This is a genomic window from Pseudomonas sp. GM78 (assembly GCF_000282475.1).
GTDB lineage: Bacteria > Pseudomonadota > Gammaproteobacteria > Pseudomonadales > Pseudomonadaceae > Aquipseudomonas.
This window is the reverse complement of record NZ_AKJF01000201.1, coordinates 92,938-107,077: the sequence shown is the minus strand read 5'-3', so window position 1 is coordinate 107,077 and position 14,140 is coordinate 92,938. Positions and strand designations below refer to the sequence as shown.

Below are 14,140 nucleotides of genomic sequence, written 5' to 3'. Positions count from 1 at the left end.
AATCTCCCACAACAAGCTTCGATGCGGCATGGATCAACGTTGGTAGAGGCTCCGATGGAGGTCGTCACAGGTTGACGGCTCAGGGTGTGAGGGGGCAAGAAAATCAAGATCTAAAGCCCCGCAAACGCAAACGCAAACGCAAACGCAAAAGCCGACCGGTCGACCTGTTTTTCAAGTGCAGGTTATTGCGCTGCCGACACCCGCCACACCTTGTTCCCCACATCATCGGCCACCAACAAATCCCCTTGCTGATCAATCACCACACCCACCGGCCGGCCCATGGCTTTTTCCTCGTCATTGAGGAAGCCGGTGAGCACATCCACCGGTTGCCCGTTCGGCTTGCCGCCGCTGAAGGGCACGAAAATCACTTTGTAGCCGCTGTGCGGCTTGCGATTCCATGAGCCATGCTGGCCGATGAACGCGCCTTCCTTGAACTGCGCCGGCAACCTGTTGCCTTCGGCAAACGTGAGGCCCAGTGAGGCGGTGTGGGGGCCCACCGCGTAGTCCGGGGCAATCGCCCTGGCCACCAGGTCGGGGTTTTGCGGTTCGACGCGCACGTCGACGTGCTGGCCGTAATAACTGAACGGCCAGCCATAGAAAGCGCCATCTTTCACCGAAGTGATGTAGTCCGGCACCAGGTCGCTGCCGATTTCGTCTCGCTCGTTGACGGCCGTCCACAGCGCACCACTTCGTGGCTCCCAGGCCATGCCGTTGGGGTTGCGCAGGCCCGATGCGAAGATCCGGTGGTTGCCGGTGGCGCGGTCCACTTCCCAGATCGCCGCGCGACCTTGCTCCTGGTCCATGCCGTTTTCGCCGATGTTGCTGTTGGAGCCCACCGTGACGTACAGCTTGCTGCCGTCCTTGCTGGCGATGACGTTTTTGGTCCAGTGGTGATTCAGGGTTCCCCCCGGCAGGTCGACGACCTTGATCGGTTTTGTCTTGATGGCCGTGTCGCCGTTTTCATAGTGGAAGCGCAGCAGGCGGTCGGTGTCGGCAACGTACAGGTCATTACCGACCAAGGTCATGCCAAAGGGCGAGTTGAGGTTTTCCAGGAATACCGTGCGGGTTTCGGCAATGCCGTCGTGGTCGGAATCGCGTAGCAGTGTGATGCGGTTCGGGCTCGGGACGGCGGCACCGGCGCGGCCCATGACTTTTTTGGTGATCCAGCCCTTGATGCCTTTGTTGTCATCGGGTTTGGGCGGGGCATTGGTTTCGGCGACCAGCACGTCGCCATTGGGCAGCACGTACAGCCAGCGCGGATGATCGAGGTTCTCGGCAAATGCGCCGACCTGAGTGCCGCTGGCCGCGACGGGTTTTGCGCCGTCCGCCCAGCCGATGGCCGGGGCGATGTTCATCGTCGGGAACAGTGTCTTGTTCGGTTCCGGGAGCTTGGGGGACGGCCCGGTGCCGTCGATGACTTGCAAGCGGGCGGTTTCGCCACAGGCGGCGAGCCCTCCCGCTAATGCGATAACGAAAACCAGTTGGGACGTGCGCATTGCTGACCTTCCCTATGAGTGAGGTGACTTAAATCATAGAGAAGCGTGACAGCCCGATGGTTCAACCTCAGCCCCGGGCTTCCTTGAGCAGCACGGCAATACCGGGGTGATAGTGACCGGCTTCGTTGCGCAATTTGCGATAGGCATACGGGAAATACCAGGCCACGGCGCAGCAGTGCTCCTTTTGCAGGTCATCGACCATGTCCTGCAGTTCTTCGGGGGTGGCACCTTGTTGGCTCTTGTGCGGAGCGACGAACAGGCAGCCAATTTTCAGGTCGCTGGCGTAGCTGATTTTTTTCGCGTCGCTGGTGATGTCCTGCAGGGCTTGGGTCAGGTTCAGGCTGTTGACCCGCGGCCAGCGTTGGGTGGTCTGCAGCCAGGCGCGTGCTTCGGTCGTGGCGATGAACAGATCGGCGCGGCCATTGCGTTCGCCTTCCTCGACCTGTTTGCGCGTGGGCGATTGTTGCAGCGTGATCATCTCGGCCATCCATGCGGCGGCAGAGAGCAGGCCGAGGTTGGCTTTTTCGTCGAGCCAGTAGGGTGTCTCGCTGTCGCCGCGCACGGCGTTGTAGCGGTCGATACAGTCGAACCAGCGTTCCAGTACCGGACTCAGGAATTCCAGCTTCGGATTGCTGATGATCATGCCTTGCATGGGGCTCACCCTTATTATTGTGTTGTGAGGTCGTGGCTATTTGATATCGCTGCTGTGAGTGTGACACAAGATTGACGTCATTTTATGGATGGATGGCAGTTATTCGTTCCGACACCTTGTCTTCAATTGACGCTCCACCCCCAACCCTCTAACCTTCGCCGCTTGTTTCAGGTGCTCTGTGGCTTGGGTCGACAGAGTGAAACAGGGAAGCCGGTGAGTGAGCGCTTCAGTTGATGAAGCCCTGCGATCCCGGCGCTGCCCCCGCAACGGTAAATGAGTGAAAACTGCGTCTGAAGCCACTGCGTCGATCATTGATGCGGGAAGGCGCGCAGTCAGGCATCACGCCGCTCATGAGCCCGGAGACCGGCCTGATCCATCCAAGCGGCATCACGGTGGGCGATGCCAGGCTTCTTGCCGTCTATTCTTGTGCCTGCCCGCCGTTAATCCTGCCTCAACGGAGAGCTCCCCCATGTCTGATACCCCTGATCGTGACGAACGTCATCTGGCGCGCATGCTGCGCAAAAAAGCCGTGATCGACGAGCGCATCGCCAATTCCCCGAACGAATGCGGTCTGCTGCTGGTGCTGACCGGCAACGGCAAAGGCAAGAGCAGCTCGGCGTTCGGCATGCTTGCGCGTGCCATGGGGCATGGCATGCAGTGCGGCGTGGTGCAGTTCATCAAGGGGCGCAATAGCACCGGCGAGGAGTTGTTCTTCCGGCGCTTCCCCGAGCAGGTGCGTTTTCATGTGATGGGCGAGGGCTTCACCTGGGAGACCCAGGACCGCCAGCGCGATATCGCCGCTGCCGAAGCGGCCTGGGCAGTGTCGCAGCAACTGCTGCGCGATCCATCGATCGGCCTGGTGGTGCTGGACGAACTGAACATCGCCCTCAAGCACGGCTACCTCGATCTCGATCAGGTGCTCAGCGATTTGCAAGCGCGCCCGCCCATGCAGCATGTAGTGGTCACCGGTCGCGGCGCCAAGCCGGAGATGGTCGAGCTGGCCGATACCGTCACCGAAATGGGCATGATCAAACACGCCTTCCAGGCCGGTATCAAGGCGCAAAAAGGCGTCGAGCTGTGAACCAGCCTCGACATTGCCCGGCGGTGCTGATTGCCGCGCCGGCGTCCGGTCAGGGCAAGACCACCGTGACCGCCGCGCTGGCCCGGTTGCATCGTAACCAGGGACGCAAGGTTCGCGTGTTCAAGTGCGGCCCGGACTTTCTCGATCCGATGATCCTCGAACGCGCCAGCGGTGCGCCGGTGTATCAGCTGGACATGTGGATGGTCGGCGAGCAGGACAGTCGTCGCCTGTTGTGGGAGGCCGCCTGCGACGCCGACCTGATCCTGATCGAAGGCGTCATGGGGCTGTTCGACGGTACGCCGTCCAGCGCTGATCTGGCGCGGCATTTCGGCGTGCCGGTGCTCGCTGTGATCGACGGCACCGCGATGGCCCAGACCTTTGGCGCACTGGCCCTGGGCCTGGCGCGTTATCAGCCGGACTTGCCGTTTGCCGGCGTGCTGGCCAACCGCGTGGGCACCCTGCGTCACGCGCAACTGCTCGAAGGCAGCCTGACCGAAGGCCTGCGCTGGTACGGCGCCTTGTCCCGGGAGACCGGGATCGAATTGCCGAGTCGACACCTGGGCCTGGTGCAGGCCAGTGAATTGAACGACCTCGATGCGCGCCTCGATGCGGCGGCCGACGCCCTGGCCAGCAGTTGTGAAGTCGCGCTGCCGCCGGCGGTGGAGTTCGCTGCGCCGGATGCAGTGACGGTCGAACCCTTGCTGGCGGGCGTGCGCATTGCCGTGGCCCGCGACGAAGCGTTTGCCTTTACCTATGGCGCCAGCCTCGATTTGCTGCGGGCGATGGGCGCCGAACTGCGGTTTTTCTCGCCGATCCGTGATGCGGGTTTGCCAGAGGCAGACAGCCTGTACCTGCCGGGCGGCTATCCGGAATTGCACCACGTGGCTTTGGCGCAGAACACCGCCATGCTCAGCGCCATCCGCGCGCACCACGCGGCGGGCAAACCCTTGCTGGCCGAATGCGGCGGCATGCTTTATCTGCTCGATTCGTTGACCGATGTCGAGGGTACGCGTGCAGAGCTGGTCGGTTTGTTGAAAGGTGATGCGGTGATGCAGAAGCGCCTGGCTGCGTTGGCTCTGCAAGCGGTGGAGCTGCCGGAAGGGTCCCTGCGTGGGCACACCTATCATCATTCGCTGACCAGTACCGAGCTTGAGCCGATTGCCCGTGGCCTGAGTCCTAACGGCGGGCGCGGGGCCGAAGCGGTTTATCGTGAGGGGCGGATGACGGCCTCTTATGTGCATTTTTATTTCCCGTCCAACCCGTCGGCGATAGCTGCTCTATTTGTACCTGACTGTGCGGACGCCACCGCGAGCAGGCTCACTCCTACAGTTGATCACCTAACCCCTGTGGGAGCTGGCTTGCCAGCGATGAGGCCATGACTGACAACGCCTTCAGCCCGGCCGAACGCGCAGCGGTCTACCGCGCCATCGGCGAACGTCGCGACATGCGTCACTTCGCCGGCGGCACGGTCGAGCCTGAATTGCTGCGGCGCCTGCTCGAGGCCGCGCATCAGGCACCGAGTGTCGGCCTGATGCAGCCCTGGCGCTTCATCCGCATCAGCGACCCCGCCTTGCGCAGCCAGATCCAACGGCTGGTGGAGCAGGAACGTATCCGCACCGCCGAGGCCCTGGGTGAGCGCACCGACGAATTCATGCAGCTCAAGGTCGAAGGCATCAACGATTGCGCCGAGGTACTGGTCGCCGCCCTGATGGACGATCGCGAACGGCATATTTTCGGTCGTCGCACCTTGCCGGAAATGGACCTGGCCTCGTTGTCCTGCGCGATCCAGAACCTCTGGCTGGCGTCCCGCGCCGAAGGGCTGGGCATGGGCTGGGTCTCGCTGTTCGAACCACAGGCCCTGGCAGACCTGCTGGGTCTTCCGCCTGGCGCCAAGCCCTTGGCCATTCTCTGCCTGGGCCCGGTCAAGGCCTTCTATCCGGCGCCGATGCTGGTACTCGAAGGCTGGGCGCAGTCACGTCCGCTGAGTGAGCTGTTGTATGAAAATTATTGGGGAGTGAGTCAATGAGTGTGGCGTTGTTGAGTGTCGCCGCGGTAGCGCTGGATGCGCTGCTGGGTGAACCCAAACGCTGGCATCCGCTGGTGGCGTTCGGCCGTTTTGCCGAGCGCATCGAGCAACGTTTCAATGGCGGCGGTCGCGGCTGGCGCAGCCATGGGGTAACCGCGTGGGTGATCGCCGTGTTGCCGCTGACCCTGTTGGCCACGGCGTTTTCATGGGCGCCTTACGTCGGCTGGATCGTCGAGATTCTCGCGCTCTATTGCGCCCTGGGCATGCGCAGCCTCGGCGAGCACGTCACGCCGGTGGCCAAGGCCTTGCGCAGCGGTGATCTTGAAGAGGCGCGCCAGCGTGTGAGTTACCTGGTCAGCCGCAAAACCAGTGATCTGGATGAAACTGCCGTGGCTCGTGCTGCTACGGAGTCGGTGCTGGAAAACGGCAGCGACGCGGTGTTCGCCGCGCTGTTCTGGTTTGCCGTTGCCGGTGCGCCGGGCGTGGTGCTCTACCGTTTGAGCAACACCCTGGACGCGATGTGGGGCTATCGCAACGAACGCTTCGAGCGTTTCGGCTGGGCGGCGGCGAAGATCGACGACGTGCTCAATTACATTCCGGCGCGCCTGGTGGCGCTGACCTATGCGCTGCTGGGCAAAACCCGCCTGGCGTTGAAATGCTGGCGCACCCAGGGGCCGACCTGGGACAGCCCGAATGCCGGTCCGGTGATGGCGGCGGGTGCCGGTGCGTTGGGCGTCGAGCTGGGCGGGCCGGCGATTTATCACGGTGAACTGCATCAGCGCCCGACGCTGGGCGAGGGCGTGCCGGCGGATGCCGACGCCATCGACCGCGGCTGGCAGCTGGTGCAGCGTGGGGTATGGTTGTGGCTGCTGATTCTGTGCGTGGGGTCTGAATTTTATGCTTGAGCACGGCGGACGATTGCGCAAGGCGGCGCACGATTACGGCATCGACGAAGCCGATTGGCTCGACCTGTCCAGCGGCCTGGCGCCCTGGCCGTTTCCCGTGCCGGACATCCCGCAACGGGCCTGGGCACGGTTGCCGGAAACCGATGACGGCCTGGAGCAGGCGGCCTGCGATTACTACGGAACCCTGCAGGCACTGCCGGTCGCCGGTTCGCAGATGGCCATCCAGTTGCTGCCGCGTTTGCGCCGGGCGGGCAAGGTTGGCGTGCTGTCGCCCTGTTACGCCGAGCATGCCGAGGCGTGGCGCCGCAATGGCTATATCGTGCGTGAGGTGCTGGAGCAGGAGGTCGACTTCTTCGTCGACAGCCTCGACGTGCTGGTGGTGGTCAACCCGAACAATCCGACCGGGTTGAACCTGACGCCCGCCCGGCTGCTTGACTGGCATTCGCGTCTGGCACCGCGCGGTGGCTGGCTGGTGGTGGACGAGGCTTTCATGGACAACACGCCGCACCTGAGTGTGGCGCCGTTTGCTCATCAGGTCGGCTTGATCGTGCTGCGTTCCTTTGGCAAGTTTTTCGGCCTGGCCGGCGTGCGCCTGGGGTTTGTCCTGGCTGAGCGCAAGTTGCTCAAATTGCTCGCCGAGCAGGTGGGGCCGTGGGCGGTCAGCGGGCCGACCCGGGTGCTGGGCCAGGCGTGCCTGCGCGACACCGAAGGACACGTGCGACAGCGGGTACGGGCCGATGAGGCCAGTGAGCGTCTGGCAACCTTGTTGACCCGGCACGGCTTCCAGCCCCAAGGCGGTTGCGCCCTGTTCCAATGGCTGATCACCGAGCGCGCCGAAGTGCTGCACGAATTCATGGCCCGGCGCGGCATCCTGTTGCGCCTGTTCACCCACAACAGCAGCCTGCGTTTCGGCCTGCCTGGCGATGAAGCCGACTGGGCACGGCTGGATGCAGCATTCGACGCCTTCACCAGGGAATACCAATGACCACCTTGATGGTGCAGGGCACCACGTCCGACGCCGGTAAAAGCACGCTGGTGACGGCACTGTGCCGCTGGGTGACGCGCCAGGGTGTCAGCGTGGTGCCGTTCAAGCCGCAGAACATGGCGCTCAACAGCGCGGTGACTGCCGACGGTGGCGAGATCGGTCGCGCGCAAGCCGTGCAGGCCCAGGCCGCCTTTCTTGAACCTCACACCGACATGAATCCGGTGCTGCTCAAGCCCAACAGCGATACCGGCGCCCAGGTGATCATCCATGGGCGTGCGGTCACCACGATGAACGCCGTGGCCTATCACGACTACAAGGCCATCGCGATGCAAGCGGTGCTGGCCTCCCATGAACGCTTGAGCGCGGCCTATCCGGTGGTGATGGTCGAGGGCGCGGGCTCACCGGCCGAGATCAACCTGCGCGCTGGTGACATCGCCAACATGGGCTTCGCCGAAGCGGTGGATTGCCCGGTGGTGCTGATCGCCGACATCAATCGGGGCGGGGTGTTCGCCCACCTGGTGGGCACCCTGGAACTGCTGTCGCCCACCGAGCAGGCGCGGGTCAAAGGCTTCATCATCAACCGTTTTCGCGGTGATATCGCCCTGCTGCAACCCGGCCTCGACTGGCTTGAGGCGCGTACCGGCAAGCCGGTGATCGGGGTGCTGCCGTACGTGATGGACTTGCACCTGGAGGCCGAGGACGGTATCGACCAGCGCCAGGCCGACAAGGCCGAGCAGGTGCTCAAAGTGGTGGTGCCGGTGTTGCCGCGCATCAGCAACCACACCGATTTCGATCCACTGCGCCTGCACCCGCAAGTGGACCTGCAATTCATCGGCCCCGGCCAGGCGATTCCGGCGGCCGACCTGATCATTCTGCCAGGCTCGAAAAGCGTGCGCAGCGACCTGGCCTATCTGCGCGCCAATGGCTGGGAAACCGCGATCTCGCGACACCTGCGCTATGGCGGCAAAGTGCTGGGCATCTGCGGCGGCCTGCAGATGCTCGGGCAGCAAGTGCATGACCCGCTGGGCCTTGAAGGCGCGCCGGGGTCTAGTGACGGCTTGGGCCTGCTGGCATTCACCACGCAGCTCGAAGAACACAAGCAACTGCGCAATGTGCGCGGGCGCCTGGCGCTGGAGAATGCGCAAGTCAGCGGCTACGAGATCCACGCTGGCGTGACCACCGGCCCGGCCCTGGAGAACGCCGCCGTGCAGCTGGACGACGGTCGCTGCGATGGCGCGCAGAGTGTCGATGGGCAGATTTTCGGCACCTATTTGCATGGCCTGTTCGAATCCCCGGCGGCGTGTAGTGCGCTGTTGCGATGGGCGGGTTTGCAGGCGGTGCAGGAGGTGGATTACCACGGGTTGCGCGATCGGGATATCGAACGGTTGGCGGATTTGGTGGAGAAACATCTGGATACCCGGCTGTTGCGGGAGCTCTGTGGTTTTTGAGGTGGCTGTGCCGCCCTCTTCGCGGGCAAGCCCGCTCCCACAGTGTCCGAGTTGAAACACACATTTTTTGACACCAAAGATCCCTGTGGGAGCGGGCTTGCCCGCGAAGAGGTCCGTTGCCTCACTGAAGATTTGAAGGAATAAACAATGCTCCAACTGATCCTCGGCGGCGCCCGCTCCGGCAAGAGTCGCCTGGCAGAAAAACTGGCAACAGACAGCCAGCTGCAAGTGACCTACATCGCCACCAGCCAACCCCTGGACGGTGAAATGAACGAGCGCGTCGCCCATCACCGCGCCCGCCGTCCGGCCGAATGGGCGTTGATCGAAGAGCCCGTGGAACTGGCCCGCGTCCTGTGCGAAAACGCCCGCGCCGAGCGCTGTCTGCTGGTGGATTGCCTGACGCTGTGGATGACCAATCTGCTGATGCTCAAGGACAGCGAGCGTCTGGCGGCCGAACGCGAAGCCTTGCTCGAATGCCTGGCGTCGTTGCCGGGTGAAATCATTTTTGTCAGCAACGAGACCGGAATGGGTGTCGTGCCGCTGGGCGAATTGACTCGCCGCTATGTCGATGAAGCCGGTTGGCTGCATCAAGCCCTGGCCGAGCGTTGTCAGCGTGTCGTCCTGACCGTCGCCGGCCTGCCCCTGACTTTGAAAGGAACTGCGTTATGACCTCATCCTGGTGGCTGAACCCGTGCCAACCGATCGACGCCCAGGCTGTCGAGCAGGCGCAAGCCCGTCAACAGCAACTGACCAAGCCGGCCGGCTCCCTCGGTCAACTTGAGTCGGTGGCGGTACAACTGGCCGGACTCCAGGGGCAGGTCAAGCCGAGTCTTGCGCGGGTGTCGATCGCGATTTTTGCCGGTGACCATGGTGTGGTGGCCGAGGGCGTGTCGGCCTACCCCCAGGAAGTCACCGGGCAGATGCTGCACAACTTCGTCAGCGGCGGTGCGGCGATCAGCGTATTGGCGCGGCAGTTGGGCGCCTCCCTGGAAGTGGTCGACCTGGGCACCATCACACCGTCGTTGAGCCTGGCGGGTGTGCGGCACCTGAACATTGGGCCCGGCACGGCGAATTTTGCCCAGGGGCCGGCGATGACCGTGGCGCAAGGTGAACAAGCGTTGCTGGCCGGTCACGACAGCGTGCAGCGTGCCATCGCGACGGGCGCGCAACTGTTCATCGGTGGCGAAATGGGCATCGGCAACACCACGGCCGCCAGCGCCCTGGCCTGTGCCTTGCTGGATTGCCCGGTGGCGCACCTGACCGGGCCGGGCACGGGGCTGGATGCGACGGGTGTCAGCCATAAAGCGCAGGTAATTGAACGCGCGTTGGTACTGCACGGCGCTCAGCGTGGCGATGCGCTGCAGACCCTGTTCAATCTCGGTGGGTTTGAAGTCGCCGCACTGGTCGGCGCCTACCTGGCGTGCGCCCAGCAAGGCGTTGCGGTGTTGGTGGACGGGTTCATCTGCAGTGTCGCGGCGTTGGTGGCGGTGCGCTTGAATCCATCGTGCCGGCCATGGCTGTTGTTCGCTCATCGCGGCGCCGAGCCGGGGCATCGTCATGTGCTGGAAACCCTGAAGGCCGAACCCTTGCTGGACCTCGGCTTGCGCCTGGGCGAGGGCAGTGGCGCGGCGTTGGCCGTGCCATTGCTGCGCCTGGCCTGCGACCTGCACGGGCAGATGGCGACGTTCGCCGAAGCGGCGGTGGCGGATCGCCCGGCATGATCTTGCATCTGGATCTGTTGCGTCACGGTGAAACCGAGCTCGGCGGCGGCCTGCGCGGCAGCCTCGACGATGCGCTGACGGACAAGGGCTGGGCGCAGATGCGCCAGGCGGTGGCGGAGCAGGGGCCTTGGGATCGCCTGGTCAGTTCGCCGTTGCAGCGCTGTGCGCGCTTCGCCGAAGAGCTGGCGGCGCAATCAGGACTGCCGATCGAGCTGGACAAAAACCTGCAGGAACTGCACTTCGGTGCCTGGGAAGGGCAGAGCGCTGCGGTACTGATGGAAACCGACGCCCAGGCCCTGGGTTTGTTCTGGGCTGATCCTTACTCGTTTACCCCGCCTGAGGGTGAACCGGTCGCGGACTTTTCCGCGCGGGTGCTGGCGGCGGTGGCGCGTTTGCATGCGCAGTACGCTGGCGAACGCGTGCTGCTGGTCAGTCATGGCGGGGTCATGCGCCTGTTGCTGGCTCACGCCCGTGGCTTGCCGCGCGAGCAGTTGCTCAATGTCGAAGTGGCTCATGGCGCGCTGTTCTCGTTGTCGGTCGAGCCCGGTGGCGTCTTGAAGGAAGTGCGCTGAACATGTTGCCATTCTGGATCGCCCTGCAATTTCTCAGCAGCCTGCCGATTCGTCTGCCTGGCATGCCGACGCCGGAGGAGCTGGGACGCTCGCTGCTGTTTTATCCGCTGGTGGGCTTGCTGTTCGGCGGCATTCTGTGGGGGTTGAACGGGTTGCTGCTGGGCGCGCCACTGTTGCTGCATGCGGCACTGTTGCTGACGACGTGGGTGCTGCTCAGCGGCGGGCTGCACCTGGACGGCCTGGCCGACAGCGCCGACGCCTGGCTGGGCGGATTCGGCGACCGCGAGCGCACGCTGACGATCATGAAGGATCCGCGTAGCGGACCGATCGCCGTGGTCACGCTGGTGTTGGTGTTGCTGCTGAAGTTTGCCGCGCTGGTCGCGCTGATCGAACAGCAGCAGGCCTTGGCCCTGATCTTCGTTCCCTTGATCAGCCGCAGTGCGTTGCTGGGGCTGTTCCTGACCACGCCCTATGTGCGTCCCGGCGGCTTGGGCCAGGCCCTGGCCGATCATCTTCCGCGATTGGCGGGCAAGCAGGTGTTGGCGGGCAGTGCCTTGCTGTGCGTGCTGATCTCTGGACTCAACGGTGTTTGGGCGCTGCTGCTCGCGGCGCTGATGTTTGCCTGGTTGAGGCAGGTGATGCTGCGCCGATTGGGCGGCACGACAGGCGACACGGCGGGGGCGTTGCTGGAATTGCTGGAAGTTGCGATCCTCGCAGGACTTGCACTTATCTAACCACGGGTATATACACGCACCATGCTCGACTCCCAATGTTTATGCATCAACCTGCGTCGCGCCGCCCGTGGCGTCAGCAGGCATTACGACGGCGCCCTCGATGGCTTCGGGATCAACGTTGCGCAGTATTCTTTGCTGTGCAACCTGCAGCGCCTGGATCAACCGAGTATTTCCACCCTCGCCGAGGCCATGGGCCTGGATCGCAGCACCCTCGGGCGCAATCTGCGGGTGCTGGAAGGCGAAGGGCTGGTGACCCTGGTCGAAGGCGAGGACATGCGCAATCGCATCGTCCTGTTGACCGAGGCGGGCGCCGAGCGCCTGAAAGCCGCCTTGCCGGCCTGGGAAGCGGCGCAACAGCGATTGGTCGATCGCCTGGGCGCGGAAAAGCGTGAGACCTTACTGAAATTGCTGGACGAACTGGCCTGAGGCCAGTTTTTTCGATTTTAAGCGGGTATATACCCGCGTATGGAGAACAAAAATGACCTCGATGTGGCGTACGTGCGGTTGGGTTTTGCTGGGAAGTGCGCTGATCCTGGCGTTGTCCCTGGGGGTGCGACACGGCTTCGGGCTGTTCCTGGCGCCTATGAGCGCCGAGTTCGGCTGGGGGCGTGAGGTCTTCGCCTTCGCCATCGCCCTGCAAAACCTGATCTGGGGCCTGGCGCAACCCTTCACCGGTGCCCTGGCCGACCGCTTTGGCGCGGCGAAAGTGGTGCTGGTCGGCGGTGTCCTGTACGCGGCGGGTTTGGTGTGCATGGGGCTTTCCGACTCGGCGGTGACCTTGTCCCTGAGCGCCGGCCTGCTGATCGGGATCGGCCTGTCCGGCACGTCCTTCTCGGTGATCCTCGGCGTGGTCGGGCGCGCGGTGCCGCCGGAAAAACGCAGCATGGGCATGGGTATCGCCAGTGCCGCCGGTTCGTTCGGCCAGTTCGCGATGCTGCCCGGCACGCTCGGGTTGATCGGCTGGCTCGGCTGGTCGGCGGCGTTGCTGGCGCTGGGTCTGCTGGTGGCGCTGATCGTGCCGCTGGTGGGCATGCTCAAGGACAAGCCGCTGCCGGTCATGGGCCACGAACAGACCCTTTCTGAAGCACTGCGCGAGGCCTGTTCCCATTCGGGATTCTGGCTGCTGGCGTTCGGCTTTTTTGTCTGTGGCTTCCAGGTGGTGTTCATTGGCGTGCACCTGCCGGCCTACCTGGTGGATCAACATCTGCCGGCGACGGTGGGCACCACGGTGCTGGCGCTGATCGGCCTGTTCAACATCTTCGGCACCTACACTGCCGGCTGGCTCGGTGGACGCATGTCCAAGCCGCGTTTGTTGACTGGCCTGTACTTGTTGCGAGCCGTGGTGATCGCACTGTTCCTGTGGGCGCCGGTGACGACGACCAGCGCCTACCTGTTCGGCATGGCCATGGGGTTCCTGTGGTTGTCGACCGTTCCCTTGACCAACGGCACCGTGGCCACCTTGTTCGGCGTACGAAACCTGTCCATGCTCGGTGGGATTGTTTTCCTGTTTCACCAGCTCGGGTCGTTTCTCGGTGGCTGGCTGGGCGGGGTGGTGTATGACCGGACCGGGAGCTACGACTTGATCTGGCAGGTGGCGATTCTCTTGAGCCTGATGGCGGCGGCCCTGAACTGGCCCGTGCGTGAGCGGCCGGTGGCGCGCCTGCAAAGCCAGATGAGTGCAACATGAACAGGCTCTGGCCGCGGGCCCTGATCATCGCTGCCTGCGCCTTGTTGCTGACCCTGGCCTGGTGGGGCTGGCATCAGGGCGGCCTGGCGTTGATGCAGCTGGGTATGGGGGTGTGCTAGAGACTTGCTAGGAGGAAGTGAGGGCGAGTAACTTCAATCTCACACGAATTCTCAAGGAAGCACCGATATGCTGATGCGCTGGTTGGCGGTTCCCGCGTTACTGGTAGCCTTTACCGGATTGGCTCAGGCGCAAGAGTGCCCGACGCTGCTGCAAGGCTCGTTGCCCAAGTTGCGTGCCAATGAATCCATCGATCTGTGCCAGCGCTTCGCCGGCAAGCCGCTGGTGGTGGTCAATACCGCCAGCTTCTGTGGGTTTGCCCCGCAGTTCAAAAGCCTTGAGGCGCTCAATCAGCGTTACAAGGAGCAGGGACTGGAAGTGATCGGTGTGCCATCCAATGACTTCAAGCAGGAGTCCAAGGACGGCGCCGAAACAGCCAAGGTCTGCTACGTGAACTACGGCGTGACTTTCACCATGACCGAGCCGCAAAAAGTCCGTGGTGACGATGCAACGCACCTGTTCAAGGTACTCGCCACACAGAGCAGCGCGCCGAAGTGGAATTTCTACAAGTACGTTGTCGATCGCCAAGGCAAGGTGGTTGCCAGTTTCTCCAGCCTGACCAAGCCCGATGATCCCGAGTTCATTGAGGCGGTGGAGAAGGCCCTGGCTTCGCCACCATTGGCTTCCACCCCCTGATCTGTGGGATAGGGCTCGCTCGCGAAATACCCAAAAGCCCCGCGCTCTCTGTAGGAGCGAGCCTGCTCGCGATGGACTTG

Annotated in this window: 16 protein-coding genes and 1 riboswitch; of the genes, 14 read left to right on the top strand and 2 right to left on the bottom strand. The window is 63.5% G+C overall.

Annotation, left to right across the window (positions count from 1 at the left end; all coding sequences use genetic code 11):
* Window positions 1-182: 182 nt before the first annotated feature.
* Together PMI35_RS03685 and PMI35_RS03690 are read right to left on the bottom strand one after the other, a co-directional pair.
* Window positions 183-1,496 (bottom strand): PQQ-dependent sugar dehydrogenase, encoded by a 1,314-nt coding sequence (locus PMI35_RS03685; protein ID WP_008065290.1) that lies wholly within the window; start codon window positions 1,494-1,496, stop codon window positions 183-185.
* A gap of 67 nt (window positions 1,497-1,563) precedes the next feature.
* A complete protein-coding gene (locus tag PMI35_RS03690; protein WP_008065289.1) occupies window positions 1,564-2,148 on the bottom strand; it encodes a hypothetical protein in 585 nt (194 codons plus the stop codon).
* Between the two features lie 152 nt (window positions 2,149-2,300).
* Window positions 2,301-2,534, top strand: a riboswitch (cobalamin riboswitch).
* Window positions 2,535-2,617: 83 nt separating this feature from the next.
* Here PMI35_RS03690 and cobO point away from each other — a divergent pair.
* From cobO to PMI35_RS03755, 14 genes are all read left to right on the top strand, one after another.
* A complete protein-coding gene (gene cobO, locus PMI35_RS03695) occupies window positions 2,618-3,229 on the top strand; it encodes a cob(I)yrinic acid a,c-diamide adenosyltransferase (RefSeq protein ID WP_008065287.1) in 612 nt (203 codons plus the stop codon).
* Window positions 3,226-4,608: a cobyrinate a,c-diamide synthase gene (locus tag PMI35_RS03700; RefSeq protein ID WP_008065286.1), complete on the top strand. Its 1,383-nt coding sequence runs from the start codon at window positions 3,226-3,228 to the stop codon at window positions 4,606-4,608. The genes cobO and PMI35_RS03700 overlap by 4 nt, the downstream gene beginning before the upstream one ends.
* Entirely contained in the window at window positions 4,605-5,255 is a 651-nt protein-coding gene (gene bluB / locus PMI35_RS03705; RefSeq protein ID WP_008065284.1) for a 5,6-dimethylbenzimidazole synthase, read from the top strand. Before PMI35_RS03700 ends, bluB begins: the two co-directional genes overlap by 4 nt.
* Entirely contained in the window at window positions 5,252-6,160 is a 909-nt protein-coding gene (cbiB, locus tag PMI35_RS03710) for an adenosylcobinamide-phosphate synthase CbiB (RefSeq protein WP_008065282.1), read from the top strand. The genes bluB and cbiB overlap by 4 nt, the downstream gene beginning before the upstream one ends.
* Window positions 6,153-7,145, top strand: coding sequence for a threonine-phosphate decarboxylase CobD (gene cobD, locus PMI35_RS03715; RefSeq protein ID WP_032832067.1), 993 nt, complete (start codon window positions 6,153-6,155; stop codon window positions 7,143-7,145). The genes cbiB and cobD overlap by 8 nt, the downstream gene beginning before the upstream one ends.
* Window positions 7,142-8,593: a cobyric acid synthase gene (locus PMI35_RS03720; RefSeq protein ID WP_008065279.1), complete on the top strand. Its 1,452-nt coding sequence runs from the start codon at window positions 7,142-7,144 to the stop codon at window positions 8,591-8,593. The genes cobD and PMI35_RS03720 overlap by 4 nt, the downstream gene beginning before the upstream one ends.
* A 147-nt stretch (window positions 8,594-8,740) precedes the next feature.
* Window positions 8,741-9,262: a bifunctional adenosylcobinamide kinase/adenosylcobinamide-phosphate guanylyltransferase gene (gene cobU, locus PMI35_RS03725; RefSeq protein ID WP_008065273.1), complete on the top strand. Its 522-nt coding sequence runs from the start codon at window positions 8,741-8,743 to the stop codon at window positions 9,260-9,262.
* On the top strand, window positions 9,259-10,314 hold the full coding sequence (gene cobT / locus PMI35_RS03730) for a nicotinate-nucleotide--dimethylbenzimidazole phosphoribosyltransferase (RefSeq protein WP_008065271.1): 1,056 nt from the start codon (window positions 9,259-9,261) through the stop codon (window positions 10,312-10,314). Before cobU ends, cobT begins: the two co-directional genes overlap by 4 nt.
* Window positions 10,311-10,886 carry an alpha-ribazole phosphatase family protein gene (gene cobC / locus PMI35_RS03735; protein ID WP_008065268.1) on the top strand — a complete coding sequence of 192 codons (576 nt, stop codon included), beginning with the start codon at window positions 10,311-10,313 and terminating at the stop codon, window positions 10,884-10,886. The genes cobT and cobC overlap by 4 nt, the downstream gene beginning before the upstream one ends.
* Window positions 10,887-10,888: 2 nt before the next feature.
* Window positions 10,889-11,620 carry an adenosylcobinamide-GDP ribazoletransferase gene (locus PMI35_RS03740; protein WP_008065265.1) on the top strand — a complete coding sequence of 244 codons (732 nt, stop codon included), beginning with the start codon at window positions 10,889-10,891 and terminating at the stop codon, window positions 11,618-11,620.
* Window positions 11,621-11,641: 21 nt separating this feature from the next.
* Window positions 11,642-12,046 carry a MarR family winged helix-turn-helix transcriptional regulator gene (locus PMI35_RS03745; RefSeq protein WP_008065263.1) on the top strand — a complete coding sequence of 135 codons (405 nt, stop codon included), beginning with the start codon at window positions 11,642-11,644 and terminating at the stop codon, window positions 12,044-12,046.
* 52 nt (window positions 12,047-12,098) lie between these two features.
* Complete coding sequence (locus tag PMI35_RS03750; RefSeq protein ID WP_008065262.1) at window positions 12,099-13,307, top strand: MFS transporter; 1,209 nt, start codon at window positions 12,099-12,101, stop codon at window positions 13,305-13,307.
* Window positions 13,304-13,426: a hypothetical protein gene (locus PMI35_RS35685; RefSeq protein ID WP_008065259.1), complete on the top strand. Its 123-nt coding sequence runs from the start codon at window positions 13,304-13,306 to the stop codon at window positions 13,424-13,426. Before PMI35_RS03750 ends, PMI35_RS35685 begins: the two co-directional genes overlap by 4 nt.
* A gap of 67 nt (window positions 13,427-13,493) precedes the next feature.
* Complete coding sequence (locus PMI35_RS03755) at window positions 13,494-14,060, top strand: glutathione peroxidase (protein ID WP_008065253.1); 567 nt, start codon at window positions 13,494-13,496, stop codon at window positions 14,058-14,060.
* The last annotated feature ends 80 nt before the right edge of the window (window positions 14,061-14,140 follow it).

Coding starts and splice junctions, on each gene's coding strand:
- PMI35_RS03685 (WP_008065290.1), bottom strand. CDS start 1,496: ATGCGCACGTCCCAACTGGTTTTCGTTATCGCATTAGCGGGAGGGCTC.
- PMI35_RS03690 (WP_008065289.1), bottom strand. CDS start 2,148: ATGCAAGGCATGATCATCAGCAATCCGAAGCTGGAATTCCTGAGTCCG.
- cobO (WP_008065287.1), top strand. CDS start 2,618: ATGTCTGATACCCCTGATCGTGACGAACGTCATCTGGCGCGCATGCTG.
- bluB (WP_008065284.1), top strand. CDS start 4,605: ATGACTGACAACGCCTTCAGCCCGGCCGAACGCGCAGCGGTCTACCGC.
- cbiB (WP_008065282.1), top strand. CDS start 5,252: ATGAGTGTGGCGTTGTTGAGTGTCGCCGCGGTAGCGCTGGATGCGCTG.
- cobD (WP_032832067.1), top strand. CDS start 6,153: ATGCTTGAGCACGGCGGACGATTGCGCAAGGCGGCGCACGATTACGGC.
- PMI35_RS03720 (WP_008065279.1), top strand. CDS start 7,142: ATGACCACCTTGATGGTGCAGGGCACCACGTCCGACGCCGGTAAAAGC.
- cobU (WP_008065273.1), top strand. CDS start 8,741: ATGCTCCAACTGATCCTCGGCGGCGCCCGCTCCGGCAAGAGTCGCCTG.
- cobT (WP_008065271.1), top strand. CDS start 9,259: ATGACCTCATCCTGGTGGCTGAACCCGTGCCAACCGATCGACGCCCAG.
- cobC (WP_008065268.1), top strand. CDS start 10,311: ATGATCTTGCATCTGGATCTGTTGCGTCACGGTGAAACCGAGCTCGGC.
- PMI35_RS03740 (WP_008065265.1), top strand. CDS start 10,889: ATGTTGCCATTCTGGATCGCCCTGCAATTTCTCAGCAGCCTGCCGATT.
- PMI35_RS03745 (WP_008065263.1), top strand. CDS start 11,642: ATGCTCGACTCCCAATGTTTATGCATCAACCTGCGTCGCGCCGCCCGT.
- PMI35_RS03750 (WP_008065262.1), top strand. CDS start 12,099: ATGACCTCGATGTGGCGTACGTGCGGTTGGGTTTTGCTGGGAAGTGCG.
- PMI35_RS35685 (WP_008065259.1), top strand. CDS start 13,304: ATGAACAGGCTCTGGCCGCGGGCCCTGATCATCGCTGCCTGCGCCTTG.
- PMI35_RS03755 (WP_008065253.1), top strand. CDS start 13,494: ATGCTGATGCGCTGGTTGGCGGTTCCCGCGTTACTGGTAGCCTTTACC.